The sequence below is a fragment of the Alcanivorax nanhaiticus genome, assembly GCF_000756665.1.
In the GTDB taxonomy this organism is placed as follows: Bacteria; Pseudomonadota; Gammaproteobacteria; order Pseudomonadales; family Alcanivoracaceae; genus Alcanivorax; species Alcanivorax nanhaiticus.
The window spans coordinates 23,602-42,383 of the sequence record NZ_ARXV01000023.1; the positions used below are offsets into that span (position 1 = coordinate 23,602).

The following is an 18,782-nucleotide window of genomic DNA, read 5'->3' on the forward strand; positions in this document are numbered from 1 at the left end:
TCCCACAGAAGCCCCGATCTTAAGTGAACCGCCTTACTGCCTGGCAGCCCTTTCTGTTTTTGAATTGATCTTTATGCCTCCTGCCGGGAGGCAGATATCGGCGGCTGCTTGGGGGCAGGACTTTCTTCCGGTCGTTGCCATTCCGGTGTCGCCCAAAGATGTTTCAATCGCAGCCACAGCGGCCCCGGCTTGGCCATATCCTTAAACATTGCAATGAACTCATGCAGTGTCAGGGTGATCGGGTTGTAGCTGTGGATCTGGCGGGTAATGCCATACTCCGGCGGCAGGTCGTCGCGCTCTTCGACAAAGGTACCAAACAGACGGTCCCAGATAATGAAAGTGCCGCCGAAGTTACGGTCGATGTATTCCGGGTTGCGACCGTGATGTACACGGTGATGCGACGGCGTATTGAAAATGAACTCGATCGGGCGCGGCAGTTTCTTCACCCACTGGGTGTGAATGAACCACTGGTAAGACAGGTTCAGGGCAAGCGCAAACAGTCCCCAGGCGGGCTCAAAACCCAACAGCACCGGCGGCAGGAAAAACAGGAACAAACCGCTGAACGCATACAGGGTGCTCTGCCGGCCGGCGGTGGTGAAGTTCATGTGCTCGGAAGCGTGGTGCACCACATGGGTGGCCCAGAACCAGCGCACCTTGTGGGCGGTGACGTGGTAGACATAAAACAGGAAATCCACCAGCACAAACAGCAACGCGAAAGTCCATGGCGTAATGGCAATATCCATCAGTCGGAAGCTGTACACCCAGTCCATAAAGGCGAACACGAACAGGGCATTTACGACGACTTCCAATAGCACGTAGCTGGCCCCCAGGGTCATGCTGGCGGCGGAATCCTTGAGGCTGTAGATGTCAGTGCCACGAAAGCGCCAGGCCTCGATCAACGCGCTGAGACCAAACAGCGGCAGCATGCCGACCAGCAGCAGTTGTTTGAAGTCCGCGTTCTGGTAGGCGGTAACCGCAAAATCAATGGGGTTCATGTCATGGCTCCCTGAAATAATGGGGCAAAGCTCTGTCAGCTCTGATGAAGTCATGGTAGAAAAGGGCGGGCTTATCGGATTGACGGATCATGCCAAGCTATTATCTAATCGTGCCATGACGCCAAATTATCCTGATCCCTCTGCCATCCGCGTCAACGGCTCCTATGTACGCGTGTTGTTGGACTGGCTGGACCAGTACCAGTTGAGCGCACCTACCCTGCGGGCCGCAGTATCACGGTTGGCACCGGGGGAGCAGGTGCCGCTGATCCAGTGGCTGGAACTGCTGCGGCGGGCTTATGCGGTCAGCCCCGGTGACGGGCGCGGTCTGGAGATTGGTGCCTGTATCGGCCCGGGTCATGTGGGCGTGCTGGGTTATCTGGTGCAGGCCAGTGATAACCTGGGGCAAGCCTTGTATGCCTACCAGCGCTTCGAGTCCCTTTTCTATGGCATCCGCATGGCGGAAGTGGTGATTCGCGGGGATGAAGCGGAGATCGGCTGGCCTGTGTACGGTGGTTTGAGTCTCGGGTTGTTGGTAGATGAAACCGCCATCTCGGCGCTGATCAGCTTCCTGCGCAAGATCGTCCCCAACGCCCCCAACCCGGCAGAAGTCACCTTCTCCTCGCCGGCTCCGGATAACCCGGCGGTGTATGAAGCCTTCTTTGGTTGCCCGGTGCGCTTTGGCGCGCCCTATGTGGCGGTGCGCTTCCCGGCGGATTACCTCAGCATCCCCCTGCCCACCGCCAACCCGGCCCTGCGCCAGATTCTTGATCGCCAGTCTGTGGCCTTGTCCAACGCCTTGCCGGGCAATGATCCCTTCGCCTTTCAGGTGCAGCAGGTGTTTCTGCGCCTGTTGCCCGATGCGCGGGTATCCCTGAAAGACGTGGCCAACGAAATGGCCATCTCCGTTCGTACCCTGCAACGCCGTCTCACACAAAGCGGCCAGACTTTCCAGGGGTTGCTGGATCGCACCCGCCAGGAACTGGCACAAAGCTACCTGCGCGACCCGTCGCTATCGCTTTTCGAAATCACCATGCTGCTGGGCTTTGCCGAGCAGAGCTCGTTTAACCGGGCGTTTAAACAGTGGGTGGGGGTGTCGCCGGGGGCGTGGCGGGGGGACAATTAAGTGACACAATTAGGTAACTAACCGGACACCGTGAGCCATGGAAAAGGACTGGAAGCTGGATATCGTTTTTTCCGATAGCGTGGCCATCTTTCGGGGGCACGTGGGGCCGAACAATCCGCACAGTCACTGGGCGGCGCAGCTCACCATTGCCCTGGAAGGCGAGCTGGAATTTGAAGCCGGGCAATCCGGTCGGCGCCATGCCCGGGCGATGTTCCTGTCGTCCAAGGTGAAGCACCAGCTATTCTCCGGTTATGTCTGTTCCATTTACTTCGATCCGTTAACCGTTTCCCCGCTCAAGGCGCTGGGTGAGGCCAGCGGTGAGGATTGGGTAGTGCTGGAAGAGGACGACCTGCCTGTGCTGCTACGCGAATTGTCGGCGAGCAGTGATCTGCGTGTCCTGCTGGGCTCGGATCTGCTCACCGGCACGGAGCCGGGCACCGCGATGGATGCCCGTTTTCGGGAGGTGGTCGCGGCCATCACGGCGCAGCTCCGTGCCGGTGACGATCCTGACCGCGATGCCCTTGCGCAACAGGTGAACCTCTCACCCAGCCGATTCTCCCACTGGTTTGTGGAACAGGCGGGCATTCCGCTGCGCAGCTACAAGAAGTGGCTCAAACTGCGGATGGCCATGGATGCACTGCTGGACGGCGTGAACCCCATGGACGCTGCCATGCAGGCCGGTTTCAGTGATTTGCCGCACATGAGCCGGGCCTTCGCGGAATCCTTTGGCCTCACCTACATGGATGCCCTGCACGCCTGGCAGCAGGCTCAGCAATCTTAGAGAACCTCTGAATCACTCCTCGCATGCTCAGCGTGGCCTGAAGCGTGTAGCTGTTTCGTTCAATACGCCTGCCGCCTTCCTCGCTACGCTTGTTCCCTCCCACATGACAAGGATCAGGAGCGCGTATGGAGGTAACAGAACGGTTTGTGGATATCGAAGGCCACCGTCTGGCCTGTCTGGCCGTCAATGAGCACCTGGCGCAGCCCGGTGAGCCCGCGGTGGTGTTCATTCATGGGGTGCTGGCGTCGGTGAATTTCTGGCGCGATGCCCTGCCGGCGGCGTATCGCGACAATCGCCCCTGGTACGCCCTGAGCTTGCCCGCCCATCCTCCTTCCACTGTACCGGCAGACTTTCAGGCGGAGCAGGTGGACGATGCCTGGTTCTACCGGATCATCAACGGGGCCCTGAAGCAGCTGCTAAAGGGGCGCAAGGCCATTGTGGTGGGGCATTCCACCGGTGGCTTCGCGGCCCTGAATCTGGCCGTCCATCATTCGCCCCTGTTGGCCGGGGTGGTGAGCGTCGCCGGGTTCCACAGTGGTCAGTGGGGCGGGGTAGAAGGCCTGTTGGTGAAACTGGCCGGCCTGGGGCGGTGGGGGCGGCCGCTGTTTGCCGCCAATATCGCCATTGCCCGGCGGAGCCGTTTTGTGCAGAAAACCTTTGCCAGCCTGCTGGCCCGGGATCGCCGTGCCTTCCTGCGTCATCCGCTGAGTCAGGCCATGCTCGATAACCTTCGCGCCGATACTGGGGCACAGGATGCCGGGGCGCTGTACTGTCTGTTCAATGGCATCAGCAGGCTGGAAATCGGCCAACAGCTCGACGCAATTCAGGTGCCTTGCCATCTGTTTGTGGGCAGCCACGACCCGGTGGTGCCCACCGCCCAATCGCTATTGCTGGCGGACCGGGTGCCTGACGCGCACACGGAGGTGTTCTGGAATGTGGGCCATATGCCTTTCATGGAAAGCCCGGAGCAATTCGGTCATGCCCTGACACAAGCTCTCAGCAGCATTACCCAACATCACAAGGCGGCGGTCGCCGCTGCCTGACCCGAGGAGAGACAGGATGAATTACCCCGAATACCAGGCTGACCTGCAGCGTATCCATGAATCCGAAGTGTATGGGCTGGCGGTATTTGATACCGCCGCCCGCCTCACCCGCAAGCCGGAGCGCAAGGCAAAATGGCTGGCACTCAAGGCGCTGGAAGCGCAAACCCTGCAGCGCTACCTGGACCACATGGCACAAACCGGCCAGACCGTCATCGAACCCAAAGGTTGGGCCTTGAAAGGTCGGGCGGAAGGGGCGGCGTTGGGTGTCATGCCCTGGCGGCTGGCCATGAAACTGGTCCGTGACGCCACTCAACCCTTCCAGGAAAAATTCCTGCGCCTGAAAGAGCATTCCGACGATGACACGCAGGGATTCTTTGCCTACGTGTACGCCCATGAAAAAGCCATCGAGGCCTTTGCCAACAAAGAACTGGCCCGGGAAGCGGGAAGCCTGAAGGCGGTGGAAAGTCTGCTGGGTGCCTCGGTGACTTGAAGAGAGAAAGCCATCAAGGGGCGCCGTGGGTCACACCTCCCCTGGTCACAGTAATCACACGAAACGGTTGGGCCAGTCCGTTAGCACTTTCTGATAAGGTAAAAGCCACTACCCGGAAGGCATGAATCGCGCCGGTCACAGCGGCAGAAAACCCGGCATCAGGAGGACGCATGGCGAATGGCATCAAGGCACTGTTTCGTATGGCGCCCAAGGACGATGGTGAGGGTGGCTTCACGCCTTCCCCCGTGGCGCTGAAGCTGGCTACCAAAAGCAAGACCGATTACGACCATGCCGAGTACCCGGATGCCCTTCAGGGCGGCACGGCCAAGGTGCTGATGGTCTGTACCGAAGAACGCTACATGACCATGGCAAACGGCGTGAAGTTTTCCACCGGCAATCACCCGGTGGAAATGATGGTGCCACTGCTGCACCTGGAAAAAGCCGGCTTCCAGATCGAGGTCTGCACGCCTACCGGGGCACCGGTGAAGATTGAAAGGTGGGCGGTGCCGGAGAAGGACGACGCGGTTACTGATGCCCTGCAACGCTACCAGCCGCAATTTGAACAGCCTCAATCCCTGAAGGCCCTGGTCGCCTCAGGACTGGAAGATCACGCCGACTACGTGGCGGTGTTTATCCCCGGCGGCCACGGCGCTATGTTGGGCCTGCCGGACAGTGAAGACCTGCAAACCCTGATCCGCTGGGTCAACGCCAACGACAAACACATGCTCACGATCTGCCACGGCCCTGCGGCCTTGCTGGCGGAAAACCGTGGCGGCGATCCCGGGGACTTCGCCTATCACGGTTACAAGATGGCGGTCTTCCCGGACAGCCTCGACAAGCTCACCCCCAAGTTCGGCTACCTGCCCGGCCCCATGCCCTGGTACTTCGGCGACCGGCTTCGCGAGCAGGGCGTGGAAATCATCAACAAGAAAGCCAATGGCAGCTGCTGCGAAGACCGGAAGCTGATCACCGGCGACAGCCCGGATGCGGCCAATGAGTTTGGCAAGCTGGCGGCGAGGGCGTTGCTGGCAGAGGTGAACGGGGCGGGGTAGGCATTAAGGCGGGAATCGACTCCGATTCCCGCCTAGTTTTCTGCTCTTGTTACGGGAATCAGATCAGCGCAAACGCCAGATACAGCATCAGTGCCACCTGTGTCAGGAACAGGCTGGCGCGGATGAAGACCAGCGGGAAGCTGGTGCCGATCAGATGCACCAGGCTTTGGCCGATGCGGGCGGCTACGATGATGCCGGCGACGTCATTCACGGCAACGATCTGGTCAGTGGCCGCACCGATCAGCACCAGGGCGGCGAACAGCGGCAGGTTTTCCAGGCAATTCAGGTGCGCGGCCTTGGCGCGAACCAGAATGGCCGGATCATCAACGGGCTTGCCCCGCTCCCAGTGGTTGGCGGATTTCTTGCCGGTGAGTACAAGCGGCAGCCGGTAGGTGGCGTAGCTGAGCGCCAGAATCAGCGTCCAGACGATATAAATTAGTAGTGCAGTCATGCCGGTCATGGGGTGGCCCTTTTTCGCGTAAACTGCCAGCGTGGTCAGGTGTGGGGCAAGATCACGTGAAGTGGGTGAGAGTCCTCTGTTTACTTTTGATGGATAGACAATGATTAACACCAAGTTATACAAAGCCGTTTACAGCCTGGCTGAGAAGCTGATGGAAGCGGACCGAAAAGGTAACAAGGCGGAATTTGCTGCGCTGTATGGCCAGCTCAAGGGTATCTGCACGGATAACGAAAACACGGATAAAGACCATCCCGAGCAATGGGAAACGCTGGGTGACTTCACTGAGGATTTCGATGCGGCGCTGGCGCTGTATGAAAAAGCCATGGGTAAGGCGCAGGTCATCAATGCCAAGGATCATCTTTCCTCCATCGGTCTGTCCATGGCCAGGCTGCAGGCAGAACTGGGGCAAACCCAGGCGGCGATCAGCAGTCTTGAGGCGGCAAAGGTGAACGCGAACAAGCTGGAAGATAAAGAGCTGAAAGCGGAAATCGATACGTTGCTTGAGCAGTTGGTGGAGAGACCGTAAACAGATCATCGTTTGGGTAAGGTGTCGTCGATGTCCACGGTGCGCCGATCATAGAAAAAGTGCACGTTGGGTTGGCAGCTTTCCGGCAGAGTGTCGTGGTGGTTTTTCCGGTACAGCCATTGCGAAACGATCTTCCAGCCCATGGCATTGGTGTTGTAGAGCACCTCACCACAGTGCTGGCAGAAGGCGCGGGTCATATTGCTGGTGGGGGACTGGAATACGGTGAGTGCGTCACTGCCCTTGCTGACACTGACCTGGTTGCCGTCCCAGGCCAGCACGGAATGGTAGGGCACCTGTAGCAGGTTGCGGCAATCTTCGCAGTGGCAGTGGGCGTGCACTCTGGGGCTGCCGTTGAGGGTGATGACCACCTCACCACAATCACAATGCACCTGATGCTGTTCTGTCATGGTGTGCTCCTTTTCGTTGCGACGATGGCGGGCCTGATGGCCCGCCTGCCGGTATTCGAGTTCAGGGCTTCGCTTCCACAATAATGGCCATCACCGGCTCGCTGCCCGTGTTGGTCACCTAGTGCGTCCAGGCCTCGTGCCACATCACATGGCCATCGGGTACGGTCACGTCCATGGCCTCGCCGCCGGCCAGGCTGATGCGCAGGGAGCCCCCTTGCTGGAAATACACGGTTTCATCGCGGTGGTCATGGAGGCGGTCGGATTCACCCGGCTCCAGCACCATCTCCAGTACCAGCACCTGATCGTTCTCCAGCAGTACCCGGTACTGGTCGGGTGAGGTCACATGGGCAGGGCGGTGATCCTGCTGGTTGGCGGTGGCACAGGCGCTCAGGTTCAGGGCCATGCCCAGTAGCACAATGGCAATCGCAGAGGTCTTCATCAGGGGCACTCCTTCAGGCGGCCGGGAACTGGGTGTCGAGATGCTGCTGGAAACGCACAAAGTCGTTCTCCACCTGGGCATTCTTCATCACGTCGAAGCAGGCGAAGGTGTCCAGGGGTGTCATGCCGAAGAAGCGGAAGTTCATGTGCATGGGGAACAGCAGGTCGTCCACGCCCTTGCCCTGGAACAGGTATTCCTGCGGGTCATCAAAGGCTTCTTCGGGGGCGTTGAAGGTCAGCGAGAGCATGTAGCGCTTGCCGTTCAACGTGCCGCCGGCACCGTAGTTGGCCTTGGGCGCGGCTTCAGTGCGGCCATCGCCATTACACAGCGCCCCGCCCATGCCGGCGGTGTACACCTCGTCCATGTATTTCTTGAACACCCACGGCACCCCCATCCAGTTCACCGGGGTCTGCAACAGGATCACATCGGCCCACTGGTGGTGGGCCAGTTCCTGCTCCACGTCCCAGCCCTTGTCCACCTCCACAATGCGGGTCTGGTGGCCATTGGCCTGGAGCTGTTCGCTGGCCCGTTGCACCAGCGAGGCGTTGAGCCTGCCCTCGGCAAAGGGGTAGGGATGGTGGGCGTTGATAATCAGGATGTTGCTCATCAGGGTCTCCATGAAACAGTAAAGGGCAGCGGCTGCTGGTTACCAATCTATTTCAGGTATACTATTTATACCTAAAGGCGCGGATCAATTAGTATCCTTTTGGAAACCTGGTGAAAACGGCGGTGAGAAAATGAAAAGTCGCATCGAAACAGACGGTTATGGCCGAAAAAAAGTCATCGATGCCTGCATGGAGCCCTGCGCCATCGAGCGGGGGATGCGCATTATCGGCGGCAAGTGGACTGGTTCGCTGATCTACCACCTCAAGGATGGCCCGGTACGCTTCAATGATCTGAACCGCATGCTGGGCGGCGCCACCAAGAAGATGATCGACCAGCGCCTCAAGGAACTGGAAGCCCGTGGCATGGTGCTCCGCACCGTCATCAACGACCGCCCCATCGCCGTGACCTATGAACTCACCGAGCTGGGGCGCAGTGCGCTGGATATTTTGGAGGATCTGCGGTTGTGGTCGGAGAAGTATAATATTCGGTAGGGTGGGATGAGTGCGTGTCCCCCTAATTCACCCCTAATTCATCCGGTTCCCGACCCCTTGGTCTCCTTTCGATCACCGGATACCTTATTTGGGTGATGGTTTCCTTGTAAGTATCAAGGAGAATGGGAGGGGTGCTTTGATAGTGCTTCATGCCCAGAGATAAGACTCCAAAGGGCAGTATGGCACTGCTGTGGGTACGAATGCAGAAAGGTGATCAATGGCTATTTTACTGTGCGGCATGCGCAGCTAAATCACTGATCAATATTGCCCTGTTTGGGGCGACTGACAAATGGAGTTTCCATGATCAATAAAGTGTTGTCTGGGCTTTTGCTCATGGCCGTGATAGCGCCGCCGTCATATGCACAGCCTGCCGAGGATGTAGAGGCATGTGTGGAAAGTAAAAGGGCACAGTATCCAGGCGATACGCTCAATAACATGCGCCAGCGCTGTTTTCCGATTGCAGCGACGTGCTGGGGGTGGGGCGCTGGTGAAAATGCGGTTTATGAATACTGCGGCGCCGATGCCCTTAGAGATCGTGGTGTAGATTCACTGGCCAAGGATCAAGACAGAAAAAGTGACTGGGAATAAGAAAGGCCCCCGGTTTTCTTGTCTTGAGAACGTGTGAGCTGGCGGGTGTCTGGGCACCCGCTTCTTTATCTTCATATTTCCCGGTAAGGAGATGCGTAGGTGTTCGCGTGCTGGCGTGAAGCGTGTGGCATGTCTTCGTTTCTCAATGCGCCTCCTCCCAATTCTCCCCAATCCCCGCATCCACAATCAACGGCACCTTCAACTCCGCCGCTGACTCCATACGCCCCTTCACTTCCTTGACCAAATCCTCCACCTGATCCTCCGCCACTTCAAACACCAGTTCATCGTGCACCTGCATGATCATCTTGGCATCGAAGTCGGTTGTGTCCAGCCAGTCGTGGACCTTGATCATGGCCATCTTGATGATGTCTGCCGCGGTGCCCTGCATGGGGGCGTTGATGGCGGTGCGTTCGGCGGCCTGGCGGCGTTGGCCGTTGCTGCTGCGGATTTCCGGCAGGTAGAGGCGGCGGCCGAACAGGGTTTCCACGTAGCCTTGTTCCGAGGCCTGGGCGCGGGTTTCTTCCATGTAGCGTTTTACGCCCGGGTAGCGTTCGAAGTACAGGTCGATGTAGTCCTGGGCTTCCTTGCGCGGCAGGCCCAGTTGCTTGGCCAGGCCGAAGGAGCTCATGCCGTAGATCAGGCCGAAGTTGATGGCCTTGGCGTTGCGGCGGTCGTTGTCGCTCACTTCGTCGAGGGTTTTGCCCCACACTTCCGCGGCGGTGGCGCGGTGGATATCCAGGCCTTTTTCGAAGGCGTCGGTGAGGCCCTTGTCGCCACTCAGGTGCGCCATGATGCGCAGTTCGATCTGGGAGTAATCGCAGGCGACAATCTTTTTCCCTTTGGGGGCCAGGAACGCCTGACGAATCTTGCGGCCTTCTTCACTGCGCACCGGAATGTTCTGCAGGTTGGGATCACTGGAGGACAGGCGCCCGGTGGCGGCCACCGCCTGGTGGTAGGAGGTGTGCACGCGGCCGGTGCGTTGGTTGATCAGCTCCGGCAGTTTATCGGTGTAGGTGTTCTTCAGTTTGGCCACGCCACGGTAATCCATGATCACCTGGGGCAGGGGGTATTCCAGGGCCAGTTCCTGCAGCACCGGTTCGGCGGTGGAGGGCGCGCCTTTTGGCGTCTTCTTGATGACCGGAATTTCCAGCTTTTCGTAGAGGATTTCACCCAGCTGTTTGGGGCTGGCCAGGTTGAATTCCTGCCCGGCGATCTCGAAGGCTTTTTCCTGCAGTTCCGCCATGCGCTTGGCCAGGAACTGGCTCTGGTGCTTGAGCAGGGTGGCGTCTACGTAGGTGCCGTTGCGCTCTATGCGGCTGAGTACCGTCACCAGCGGTAGTTCGATGTCGCGGAATACGTCTGGCAGGCGGCCTTCCTTTTCCAGTTTGGGCCACAGGGTCTGGTGCAGGCGCAGGGTCACGTCTGCGTCTTCGGCGGCGTAGCGGCTGGCTTCGTGCAGGCCCACCTGGTTGAAGGTGAGCTGCTTGGCGCCCTTGCCGGCGATTTCTTCAAAGCTGATGGTCTTGCGGCCCAGGTATTTCAGGGCCAGGGAGTCCATGTCGTGGCGGGTGGCCACGGAATCCAGCACGTAGGATTCCAGCATGGTGTCGTAGGCCACGCCGCGCAGGGTGATGCCCACGTCCTCGGCCAGCACGCTCATGTCGTACTTCAGGTTCTGGCCGATTTTCTTGATCGTGTCGTCTTCCAGCAGCGGTTTGAAGGCATCCATGACGAGCTGCTTGTCGAGCTGGTCCGGGGCGCCGGGGTAGTTGTGGCCGAAGGGGATGTAGGCCGCCTTGTCATCCACTGCCACGCAGAAGCCCACCAGTTCAGCGTTCATGTAGTTGAGGCTGGTGGTCTCGGTGTCGAAGGAAAATTCCCCGGCACTTTTTAGCTTGTCGATCCACTTGTCCAGCTGTACCTGGGTGTAGACGATGTCGTAGGCGTCGCGGCCGAAGGCGGGGGCCGGGGGAGTATCGTCTTCAGCCTCCATCTCCACGTCTTTGCCGGCGTCTTCTGCCATTGGGTCCTTGCCGCCCAGCAGTTCCTTGAGCCAGCCCTTGAATTCCAGGCTGCGGTAATACTCGGCCAGTTTTTCCGCGTCCGGGGCCTGCAGTTTCAGGTCGTCCTGGTCTTCGCTGAGTTCGCAGTCCAGCTTGATGGTGGCCAGCTGGTAGGAGAGGAAGGCCATCTCCTTGTGTTCTTCCAGCTTCTTGCCCAGGGTCTTGGCGCCGCGGAAGCTGAGCCCGGCCACCTTGTCCAGGTTCTGGTAGATGGTTTCCAGGGAGCCCAGGCCCTGCAGCAGGCCGAGGGCGGTCTTCTCGCCCACGCCGGGCACGCCGGGAATGTTGTCCACCTTGTCGCCCATCAGGGCGAGGAAGTCGATGATCAGCTCTGGGCCCACACCGAACTTCTTGATCACGCCGTCGATGTCGTAGAGGGCGTCGTTCATGGTGTTGATCAGGGTGACCTTGTCGTTGACCAGCTGGGCCATGTCCTTGTCGCCGGTGGAGATCAGCACGGGTTTGCCCTGCTCGCCGAAGATGCGCGCGAAGGTGCCGATCACGTCGTCCGCTTCCACGCCTTCTTCAATGATCAGCGGCAGGCCCATGGCGCGGATCAGGTCGTGAAGGGGCTGCACCTGGGCGCGCAGGTCGTCGGGCATGGGCGGGCGGTTGGATTTGTATTCCTCGAACAGTTCATCGCGGAAGGTCTTGCCCTTGGCGTCGAAGATCACCGCCATGTATTCCGGCTCGTAGTCTTTCATCAGCTTGCGCAGCATGGCCGCCACCCCGCGCACCGCCCCGGTGGGCTGGCCGCTGGAGGTGGTGAGCGGCGGCAGGGCGTGAAAGGCGCGGTACAGGTAGGAGGAGCCATCGACGAGGATGATGGGTTTTTCGGCTGCGGACATGGTGCTCGGCTTCTGCTGATGAGTGAGTGGGGAGAGTGTAGCGGAAATGGCGGGATTCGGCAGGCGAGGAGGAGCGAGTGACGAGTTTCGAGTTGCGAAAAACAGAGAGGATATACCCTCATGAGTTGATTCTTGGTGGCGTTGTTCTTCGGCCGCCAGAATCGCTATGCAAGCATGAGCTCCTGCAAAGGCCAGGCCTGCGCGGGATATCCCGGGTTTTCGCAACTCGAAACTCGTATCTCGCTTCTGGCCCGGCACGGTGCCCCCGTGGCATACTCAGTGCTCCTTTCCATTAATACGGATGCCATGACCGCTTCTCTGGTCCAGACTTGTTGCATCACCCTGTCCCAGTGCCCGCGCCGGGGACGGCGTCCGTATTTTCCTGATCCGCCGTTGTCATTGTTTTTCTAGCCTTCTCTCGTCAAGCTATCGGGCGGGTTGCCGCCTGTTTAAACGAAGAATCCGCTTCCGGGAAGCGGGATTCATGACAACGGATTGATCTATGAACCTTGCCTTTGTGGTGATGCTCCCGTTTCTGGGGGCGTGCCTGCCACCGTTGGTGGAGAGGGTGTCGGCCAACCGCACCCTGATGGCGTTTGCGGCGGCGTTGATGCCGGCCACGGCGCTGGCGTTGCTGGTGAGCCCGGCCATGCAGGTGTTTGCCGGGGAAACCCTGCACAGCACTCTGCCCTGGATTCCCTCGCTGGATTTGTCGCTGGCCTTCCGTCTGGACGGGCTGGCGTTGCTGTTTGCCCTGCTGGTGCTGGGCATCGGCCTGCTGGTGATTCTCTACGCCCGCTATTACCTCTCCGCCAAGGAGAAAGCCGGGCGCTTCTATGCTTACCTGCTGCTCTTTATGGGTGCCATGCTTGGGGTGGTCACCAGTGACAACCTGTTGTTGCTGGTGGTGTTCTGGGAGCTGACCAGCCTCAGTTCTTTCTTGCTGATTGGTTTCTGGGGCCACCAGACCGGCGCGCGCAAGGGTGCGCGCATGGCCATGACGGTCACCGGCATGGGCGGCCTGGCGCTGCTGGCCGGGGTGCTGCTGATCGGTGATGTGGTAGGCACATTCAATCTGCAGACGGTGCTGGAAAGCGGCGATGTGATCCGCAGTAATCCCTGGTACCCGGTGATCCTGTGTCTGGTGCTGCTGGGTGTGTTCACCAAGAGTGCCCAGTTCCCGTTCCATTTCTGGCTGCCCCACGCCATGGCTGCACCCACGCCGGTAAGTGCTTACCTGCATTCCGCCACCATGGTGAAGGCGGGGGTATTCCTGCTGGCGCGGCTCTACCCGGCGTTGGCGGGCACCGACCTGTGGTTCATGCTGGTGTCCATGGCGGGCATGCTGACGTTGCTGTGGGCGGCCTTTGTGGCCCTGTTCCAGCATGACCTGAAGGGCCTGCTGGCCTATTCCACTATCAGTCATCTGGGCCTGATTACCCTGTTGTTCGGGTTGAACCGCGAAATGGCCGCGGTGGCGGCGGTGTTCCATATCATCAACCACGCCACCTTCAAGGCCAGCCTGTTCATGGCGGCGGGGATTATTGATCACGAAACCGGTACCCGCGACATGCGTCGCATTAACGGCCTGTGGAAGTACATGCCTTATACGGCGGTGCTGGCCATGGTGGCGTCGGCGGCCATGGCCGGGGTGCCGTTGCTGAACGGCTTCCTGTCCAAGGAAATGTTCTTTGCCGAGACGCTGGGATCCCATCAGCTGGGTGCCCTGAGCTGGATCCTGCCGGTGGGTGCCACCCTGGGCGGGGTGTTCTCGGTGGCCTATTCGGCACGCTTTATTCATGACGTGTTCTTCAACGGCGAGCCGGTGAACCTGCCCAAGTACCCGCCCCATGAACCACCGCGCTACATGAAGGTGCCGGTGGAGATTCTGGTGGCGTTGTGTGTGGCGGTGGGTGTGTTCCCTGCCATCACTGTGGCCGGCCTGCTGGCGGTGGCGGCTTCGGCCACGTTGGGCGGCACTCTGCCGGAGTATCACCTGTCTATCTGGCATGGTTTCAACCTGCCGTTGGTGATGAGTTTTGTGGCGACGATTGGCGGGGTGTTGGCGTATACCCAGCGCCGCCGTCTGTTTGATGTATGGGCGCGCCTGCCGCAGCTGGATGCCAAGCTGGTGTTCGAAGGCCGGGTGCAGCAGATCGGTCGTTGGGCGGCAGCCCTCACCGGGCGTTTCCAGAACGGTTCCTTGCAGAGCTATGTGGCCTGGCTGGTTACGCTGGTGGCGGTGATCATGCTGACCCAGCTGGCGCCGTTGTCCGGTCTGGACCTGAGTCAGTATTCACTGCCCATGGATGGTGTGGCGATCCTGTGTACTGCCATGCTGGTGGCGGCAGCATTGCTGACCACGGTGCTGCATCGTCACCGGATGACCTCGATCATGTCCCTGAGCGTGGTGGGCCTGATGGTGTCGCTGCTGTTTGTGCGTTTTTCGGCACCGGATCTGGCGTTGACCCAGCTGTCGGTGGAAGTGGTGACCATGCTGTTGCTGATGCTGGCCATGTACTTCCTGCCGGTGCGCACCAAGGTGGAGTCGTCCTCCATCCGGGTGATTCGTGACATTCTGCTGGCGGTGATCTGTGGTGCCGGGGTGGCGACCCTGGCGTTCCTGGTGATGACCGGCGAAACCAGCACCATCAGCCAGTTCTTCATGGATAACAGCAAGCCCGGCGGCGGTGGCACCAATGTGGTGAACGTGATCCTGGTGGATTTCCGGGGCTTTGACACCTTTGGCGAGATTACCGTGCTGGGTGTGGCGGCCATGGGCATCTACGCCTTGCTCAAGGATCTGGAGCTGCGCTCCGCCAAGTACGATTCCCTGGGCCGGCCCTGGGCCCGGGATGCTCACCCGCTGATTCTGGTGACCATTTCCCGGCCGCTGCTGCCGCTGGCCCTGCTGATTGCGGTGTACATCTTCCTGCGTGGCCACAACCTGCCCGGCGGCGGTTTCGTGGCGGGCCTGATCACCTCGGTGGCGCTGGTGCTGCAGTACGTGGCGTCCGGGGTGGGCTGGGTGCACAGCCGCATGCCGGGGGATTACCACCCGGTGGTAGCGCTGGGTGTGTTGCTGGCGGGGCTGACCGGCGTGGGTAGTTGGGCGTTTGGCTATCCGTTCCTGACCAGTGATTTCACCTACATCTACTGGCCTGTGGTGGGCAAGTTCGAGCTGGCTACCGCCATGCTGTTTGATACCGGGGTGTTCCTCACGGTAGTGGGGGCGACGCTGTTGATGCTGGCCAATCTGGGCAAGCTGTCGCTGCTGGATGACAAGAGGGAGGACGCCTGATGGAACTCTTGGTTGCACTGATTATTGGTGTGCTGGTGTCCACCGGGGTGTACCTGTGCCTGCGCGCACGGACCTTCCCGGTGGTCATGGGCCTGACCCTGCTCAGCTATGGGGTGAACGTGTTCCTGTTCTCCATGGGTGGGCTGAAAATCAATGAAGTGGCTGTGGTGGGTATGAGCGAGAACCCCACCGATCCGCTGCCGCAGGCACTGGTGCTGACGGCCATCGTGATCGGCTTTGCCATGACCGCCTTCCTGGTCGTGCTGGCCCTGCGTAGCCAGGGCGAGCACTACACGGATCATGTGGATGGTAGTGATGGCGAAGATCAAGGGGGGGCGCAATGAGCCACTGGATTATTGCTCCCGTCCTGATCCCGGCGTTGGCCGGGCTGTTCCTGTTGATGGAGGTGCGCGAACGTCATCGTATGCGTCGCTGGACCGGGCTGCTGGCTTGTGTGGCGTCACTGGTGGTGGCGGTGCTATTGGTGCAGCAGGCCTGGGATGGCACTCACACTGTGTACAAGCTGGGTAACTGGGAGGCGCCATTCGGGATTGTGCTGGTGCTGGACCGGTTGAGTGCCCTGATGGTGCTGTTGACGTCCGTGCTGGCGTTCCCGGCGCTGATTTACGCCAGCTGTGGCGATGACCGCAAAGGTGCCAACTTCCATGGTCTGTTCCAGTTCCAGTTGATGGGTATCAACGGGGCTTTCCTGACCGGGGATTTGTTCAACCTGTTCGTGTTCTTCGAAGTGCTGCTGATTGCCTCCTATGGTCTGGCTCTGCATGGCCGTGGGCCGGAGCGGGTGAAGGCTGGGTTGCACTATGTGGTGCTGAACCTGGTTGGTTCGGGGCTGTTCCTGATTGCGCTGGGTCTGATCTATGGCAGCACCGGCACCTTGAATATGGCAGATTTCGCGGTGAAGGCGCAGGCGCTGACAGGCACCGATGCTACCTTGCTGCGAGTGGCTGTGCTGTTGCTGTGGGTGGTGTTTGGCCTCAAGGCGGCCTTGTTTCCGTTGTACTTCTGGTTGCCTGCGGCTTATGCCGGTGCCACTGCGGGGGTGGCCGCGCTGTTTGCGATCATGACCAAGGTGGGCATCTACGCGATTTTGCGGGTGACGGCGCTGGCCTTTGCGGCTGGTCCCTTTGCTGGCCTGGGCCATGAGGCATTGTGGTGGCTGGCGTTGATTACGCTTGCCATGGCCTGTGTCGGGGTGCTGGGTGCCAAGCGGTTGGCGACGGCGGTGGCCTATCTGGTGGTGATGTCGGTGGGGACGATCGTGGCGACCCTTGCAGTAGGGCAGGCCGAGGCTTTGGGGCCGGCGCTCTACTATCTGGTTCATTCCACCCTGATATGCGCTGCTCTGTTCCTGCTGGCGGATCTGGTCGCCCGTGGTCGAGGTGATGTGGGCGACAGGCTGGTGGCAGGCCCGGCGATTCTGGGTGGTGGTCGTCTGTCCCTGTTGTTCTTCGTTGCTGCCATCGCGGTAGTCGGGTTGCCGCCGTTGTCCGGGTTTGTTGGCAAGGTAGGCCTGCTGCGTACGGTGCCGGACCCGCTCTACTGGGCCCTGTTGCTGATTGCCGGTTTGTGCGGACTGGTTGCCATGAGTCGGGCCGGTTCCACCTTGTTCTGGCGCACCACGGGGGAAAGTGCTGGCCTGCGTCCGTCCCGTCGCCGGTTACTGGCGGTGCTGTTGCTGCTGGGGCTGAGCCCGGTGATGACGATCTGGGCTGAACCCATGCTGCAGTGGACGGCGGCGGTGGCGGATCAGTTGCTGACCCCGCAAGCCTATATTCAGGCCGTATTGGGAGGTGCTGCATGAAGACCTTCATGGATCGTGTTCTGCCGTTTCCCAGCCTGAGCTTGATACTGTGGCTGGCGTGGTTGCTGCTGAACGGTTTTAGTGCCGGGCATGCGTTGCTGGGCGCGGTGCTGGCGGTGGTGCTGCCGCTGACGACCAGGCCGTTCTGGCCCAATGTCCCTCGGGTTCGCAATTTGCCGAGGATGTTCAGTTTTGTGGTGGTGGTGCTCTACGACATTGTGGTGGCCAATGTGTCGGTGGCGATCAAGGTGCTGGGGCCATTGAAATCCCTGCGTCCGGGCTTTGTGGAATTCCCGCTGGAGCTGGATGACGACTTCGCCATCGCGCTGTTGGCCAGCACCATTTCCCTGACCCCGGGTACCGTATCGGCAGATGTGAGCCTGGATCGCACTACCCTGTTGATCCATGCCCTGGATGTGGATGATCCGGCGGCCCTGGTGGCCGAGATCAAGCAGCGTTACGAGCGTCCGCTGAAGGAGATCTTCGAATGTTGAGCACGGCGTTATCGATTGCCATTGGCCTGTTTGTGCTGGCCTGGGTGCTGAATCTGGGGCGGCTGATCTTTGGTCCCAGCTTGCCAGACCGGGTGCTGGCGCTGGATACCATGTACATCAACAGCATTGCCTTGATCGTGCTGTACGGCATTCAGCAAAGCAGCAAGCTGTATTTCGAAGCAGCAATGCTGATCGCCCTGATCGGCTTTGTGAGTACCGTGGCAGTGGCCAAGTACGTCACCCGCGGGGATATTATTGAATAAGCCGGAGGCTGGACGCCCGAAGCCGGACGCTGAGGTTGCGTCAGGTATTGAGCGTCAGGCACCAGGCGCGGAGCGATTATGGATTCTCTGATTGAATGGGCTGTGTCGATCTTTGTGATCATCGGTGGTGTGTTTGCGTTGGTGGGTTCCATCGGGCTGACCCGACTGCCGGATTTCTATACCCGCCTGCATGGCCCGACCAAGGCCACCACGTTAGGCGTGGGCGGGGCGATTATGGGCTCGTTGATCTACTTTTCCTGGCAGGAGCATGCGCTGCAGTTGCATGAAGTGCTGATTACCCTGTTCCTGTTTATTACCGCTCCGGTCTCGGCACACATGCTGGCGAAAGCGGCCATGCATCGGGATCTCAAGCGCATGAGGGAAACCCGCGGCGAGCCGTGGAAGCAGTAAACTACAGGGCTGCCGCAGGAGCTCAGCTCGCCTGAGCGATCCGAGTCTGGGCGAGGCAAGGATTCCAGCAGCGAGTGACGAGTAACGAGTTTCGAAAATCAAAAGAGCGTCTCACTGACGCGAGGTTTGGGGTTTTGCCTTTCGAAACTCGCTTCTCGCGACTCGACACTCTGGGGTTCGGCCAACAAATTGGCTTATTCGCTTCGCTGACCCCTTCGGGGCCGCGCTTCGCGCGGTTCGTCCCTCGAGCGGAACTCCTACAGCATTTACCTGGCTCCGTCCGTGTTCAGGCCTCGACTGGTTTTCCTCGGTGATCTCTGTGGTAAAGCAGTCTTTTGATTACAGGAATCGCGACGTGGAGGGTGGGGTTGAGGCGCGTTGTTGCGTGCGGCCTGAAGCGCGTTGCAAAGAAAATTGTAAAATGTACGGCGGGTTGGAACTAATGGAAAATCGAAGCGGTCATAACGAATAGCTACGGATTGGCACCCCCCGATCCCCCAGTACCCTCAGCCGGTTCGTAGCTTATTTGGACTCCCTGATCTCTCCCCCGAGATTAGGGCGGCAAGCCTCCCTGGCAGC

At 59.8% G+C, this 18,782-nt stretch carries 20 protein-coding genes; 14 read left to right on the plus strand and 6 right to left on the minus strand.

The genetic code is table 11. The annotated features are described in order from the left end of the window. Nucleotides 1–71: 71 nt before the first annotated feature. On the minus strand, nt 72–995 hold the full coding sequence (locus tag Y5S_RS18385; RefSeq protein ID WP_052041714.1) for a sterol desaturase family protein: 924 nt from the start codon (nt 993–995) through the stop codon (nt 72–74). Here Y5S_RS18385 and Y5S_RS18390 point away from each other — a divergent pair. From Y5S_RS18390 to hchA, 5 genes are all read left to right on the plus strand, one after another. Beyond that, nucleotides 994–2,118, plus strand: a complete 1,125-nt coding sequence (locus Y5S_RS18390) for an AraC family transcriptional regulator (protein WP_231552746.1) — start codon at nt 994–996, stop codon at nt 2,116–2,118. The two genes, Y5S_RS18385 and Y5S_RS18390, sit on opposite strands and share 2 nt — an antisense overlap. Before the next feature lie 37 nt (nt 2,119–2,155). Beyond that, nucleotides 2,156–2,899, plus strand: coding sequence for a helix-turn-helix transcriptional regulator (locus Y5S_RS18395; protein ID WP_052041715.1), 744 nt, complete (start codon nt 2,156–2,158; stop codon nt 2,897–2,899). Nucleotides 2,900–3,024: 125 nt separating this feature from the next. After that, nucleotides 3,025–3,942 carry an alpha/beta fold hydrolase gene (locus Y5S_RS18400; RefSeq protein WP_035235177.1) on the plus strand — a complete coding sequence of 306 codons (918 nt, stop codon included), beginning with the start codon at nt 3,025–3,027 and terminating at the stop codon, nt 3,940–3,942. 16 nt (nt 3,943–3,958) lie between these two features. Continuing rightward, nucleotides 3,959–4,432: a hypothetical protein gene (locus Y5S_RS18405; RefSeq protein ID WP_035235179.1), complete on the plus strand. Its 474-nt coding sequence runs from the start codon at nt 3,959–3,961 to the stop codon at nt 4,430–4,432. A gap of 170 nt (nt 4,433–4,602) precedes the next feature. Next, complete coding sequence (gene hchA, locus Y5S_RS18410; RefSeq protein ID WP_081939833.1) at nt 4,603–5,484, plus strand: glyoxalase III HchA; 882 nt, start codon at nt 4,603–4,605, stop codon at nt 5,482–5,484. 58 nt (nt 5,485–5,542) lie between these two features. On the opposite strand, the gene Y5S_RS18415 is transcribed toward hchA, so the two are convergent. After that, entirely contained in the window at nt 5,543–5,944 is a 402-nt protein-coding gene (locus Y5S_RS18415; protein WP_035235182.1) for an MAPEG family protein, read from the minus strand. A 100-nt stretch (nt 5,945–6,044) separates the two neighbouring features. Between Y5S_RS18415 and Y5S_RS18420 the strand changes: the two genes are divergently transcribed. Then, nucleotides 6,045–6,470, plus strand: coding sequence for a hypothetical protein (locus Y5S_RS18420; RefSeq protein ID WP_035235185.1), 426 nt, complete (start codon nt 6,045–6,047; stop codon nt 6,468–6,470). Nucleotides 6,471–6,475: 5 nt separating this feature from the next. Here Y5S_RS18420 and Y5S_RS18425 read toward each other — a convergent pair whose 3' ends face one another. The 3 genes from Y5S_RS18425 to Y5S_RS18435 form a co-directional block, all read right to left on the minus strand. Further along, entirely contained in the window at nt 6,476–6,877 is a 402-nt protein-coding gene (locus tag Y5S_RS18425) for a GFA family protein (protein WP_035235187.1), read from the minus strand. A gap of 118 nt (nt 6,878–6,995) precedes the next feature. Next, nucleotides 6,996–7,316 (minus strand): cupin domain-containing protein, encoded by a 321-nt coding sequence (locus Y5S_RS18430; RefSeq protein WP_052041716.1) that lies wholly within the window; start codon nt 7,314–7,316, stop codon nt 6,996–6,998. Between the two features lie 13 nt (nt 7,317–7,329). Continuing rightward, entirely contained in the window at nt 7,330–7,923 is a 594-nt protein-coding gene (locus Y5S_RS18435) for an NAD(P)H-dependent oxidoreductase (RefSeq protein WP_081939834.1), read from the minus strand. 130 nt (nt 7,924–8,053) lie between these two features. Here Y5S_RS18435 and Y5S_RS18440 point away from each other — a divergent pair, with 130 nt between their 5' ends. Further along, complete coding sequence (locus tag Y5S_RS18440) at nt 8,054–8,413, plus strand: winged helix-turn-helix transcriptional regulator (protein WP_035235193.1); 360 nt, start codon at nt 8,054–8,056, stop codon at nt 8,411–8,413. A gap of 300 nt (nt 8,414–8,713) precedes the next feature. Beyond that, nucleotides 8,714–9,001, plus strand: coding sequence for a hypothetical protein (locus Y5S_RS18445; protein WP_035235196.1), 288 nt, complete (start codon nt 8,714–8,716; stop codon nt 8,999–9,001). A gap of 142 nt (nt 9,002–9,143) precedes the next feature. On the opposite strand, the gene polA is transcribed toward Y5S_RS18445, so the two are convergent. Continuing rightward, the gene (gene polA / locus Y5S_RS18450) at nt 9,144–11,912 is read right to left on the minus strand and encodes a DNA polymerase I (protein WP_035235198.1); all 2,769 of its coding nucleotides are present in this window, start codon (nt 11,910–11,912) and stop codon (nt 9,144–9,146) included. Nucleotides 11,913–12,414: 502 nt separating this feature from the next. Here polA and Y5S_RS18455 point away from each other — a divergent pair. The 6 genes from Y5S_RS18455 (at nt 12,415) to Y5S_RS18480 (ending at nt 18,203) form a co-directional block, all read left to right on the plus strand. Continuing rightward, complete coding sequence (locus Y5S_RS18455) at nt 12,415–15,213, plus strand: monovalent cation/H+ antiporter subunit A (RefSeq protein WP_035235201.1); 2,799 nt, start codon at nt 12,415–12,417, stop codon at nt 15,211–15,213. After that, complete coding sequence (locus Y5S_RS18460; RefSeq protein WP_035235203.1) at nt 15,213–15,557, plus strand: Na+/H+ antiporter subunit C; 345 nt, start codon at nt 15,213–15,215, stop codon at nt 15,555–15,557. The genes Y5S_RS18455 and Y5S_RS18460 overlap by 1 nt, the downstream gene beginning before the upstream one ends. After that, nucleotides 15,554–17,035 (plus strand): monovalent cation/H+ antiporter subunit D, encoded by a 1,482-nt coding sequence (locus Y5S_RS18465; protein WP_035235206.1) that lies wholly within the window; start codon nt 15,554–15,556, stop codon nt 17,033–17,035. The genes Y5S_RS18460 and Y5S_RS18465 overlap by 4 nt, the downstream gene beginning before the upstream one ends. Next, a complete protein-coding gene (locus Y5S_RS18470) occupies nt 17,032–17,529 on the plus strand; it encodes a Na+/H+ antiporter subunit E (protein ID WP_035235209.1) in 498 nt (165 codons plus the stop codon). Before Y5S_RS18465 ends, Y5S_RS18470 begins: the two co-directional genes overlap by 4 nt. After that, nucleotides 17,523–17,792, plus strand: a complete 270-nt coding sequence (locus tag Y5S_RS18475; RefSeq protein ID WP_035235212.1) for a K+/H+ antiporter subunit F — start codon at nt 17,523–17,525, stop codon at nt 17,790–17,792. Before Y5S_RS18470 ends, Y5S_RS18475 begins: the two co-directional genes overlap by 7 nt. A gap of 78 nt (nt 17,793–17,870) precedes the next feature. Then, nucleotides 17,871–18,203, plus strand: coding sequence for a Na+/H+ antiporter subunit G (locus Y5S_RS18480; protein WP_035235215.1), 333 nt, complete (start codon nt 17,871–17,873; stop codon nt 18,201–18,203). The last annotated feature ends 579 nt before the right edge of the window (nt 18,204–18,782 follow it).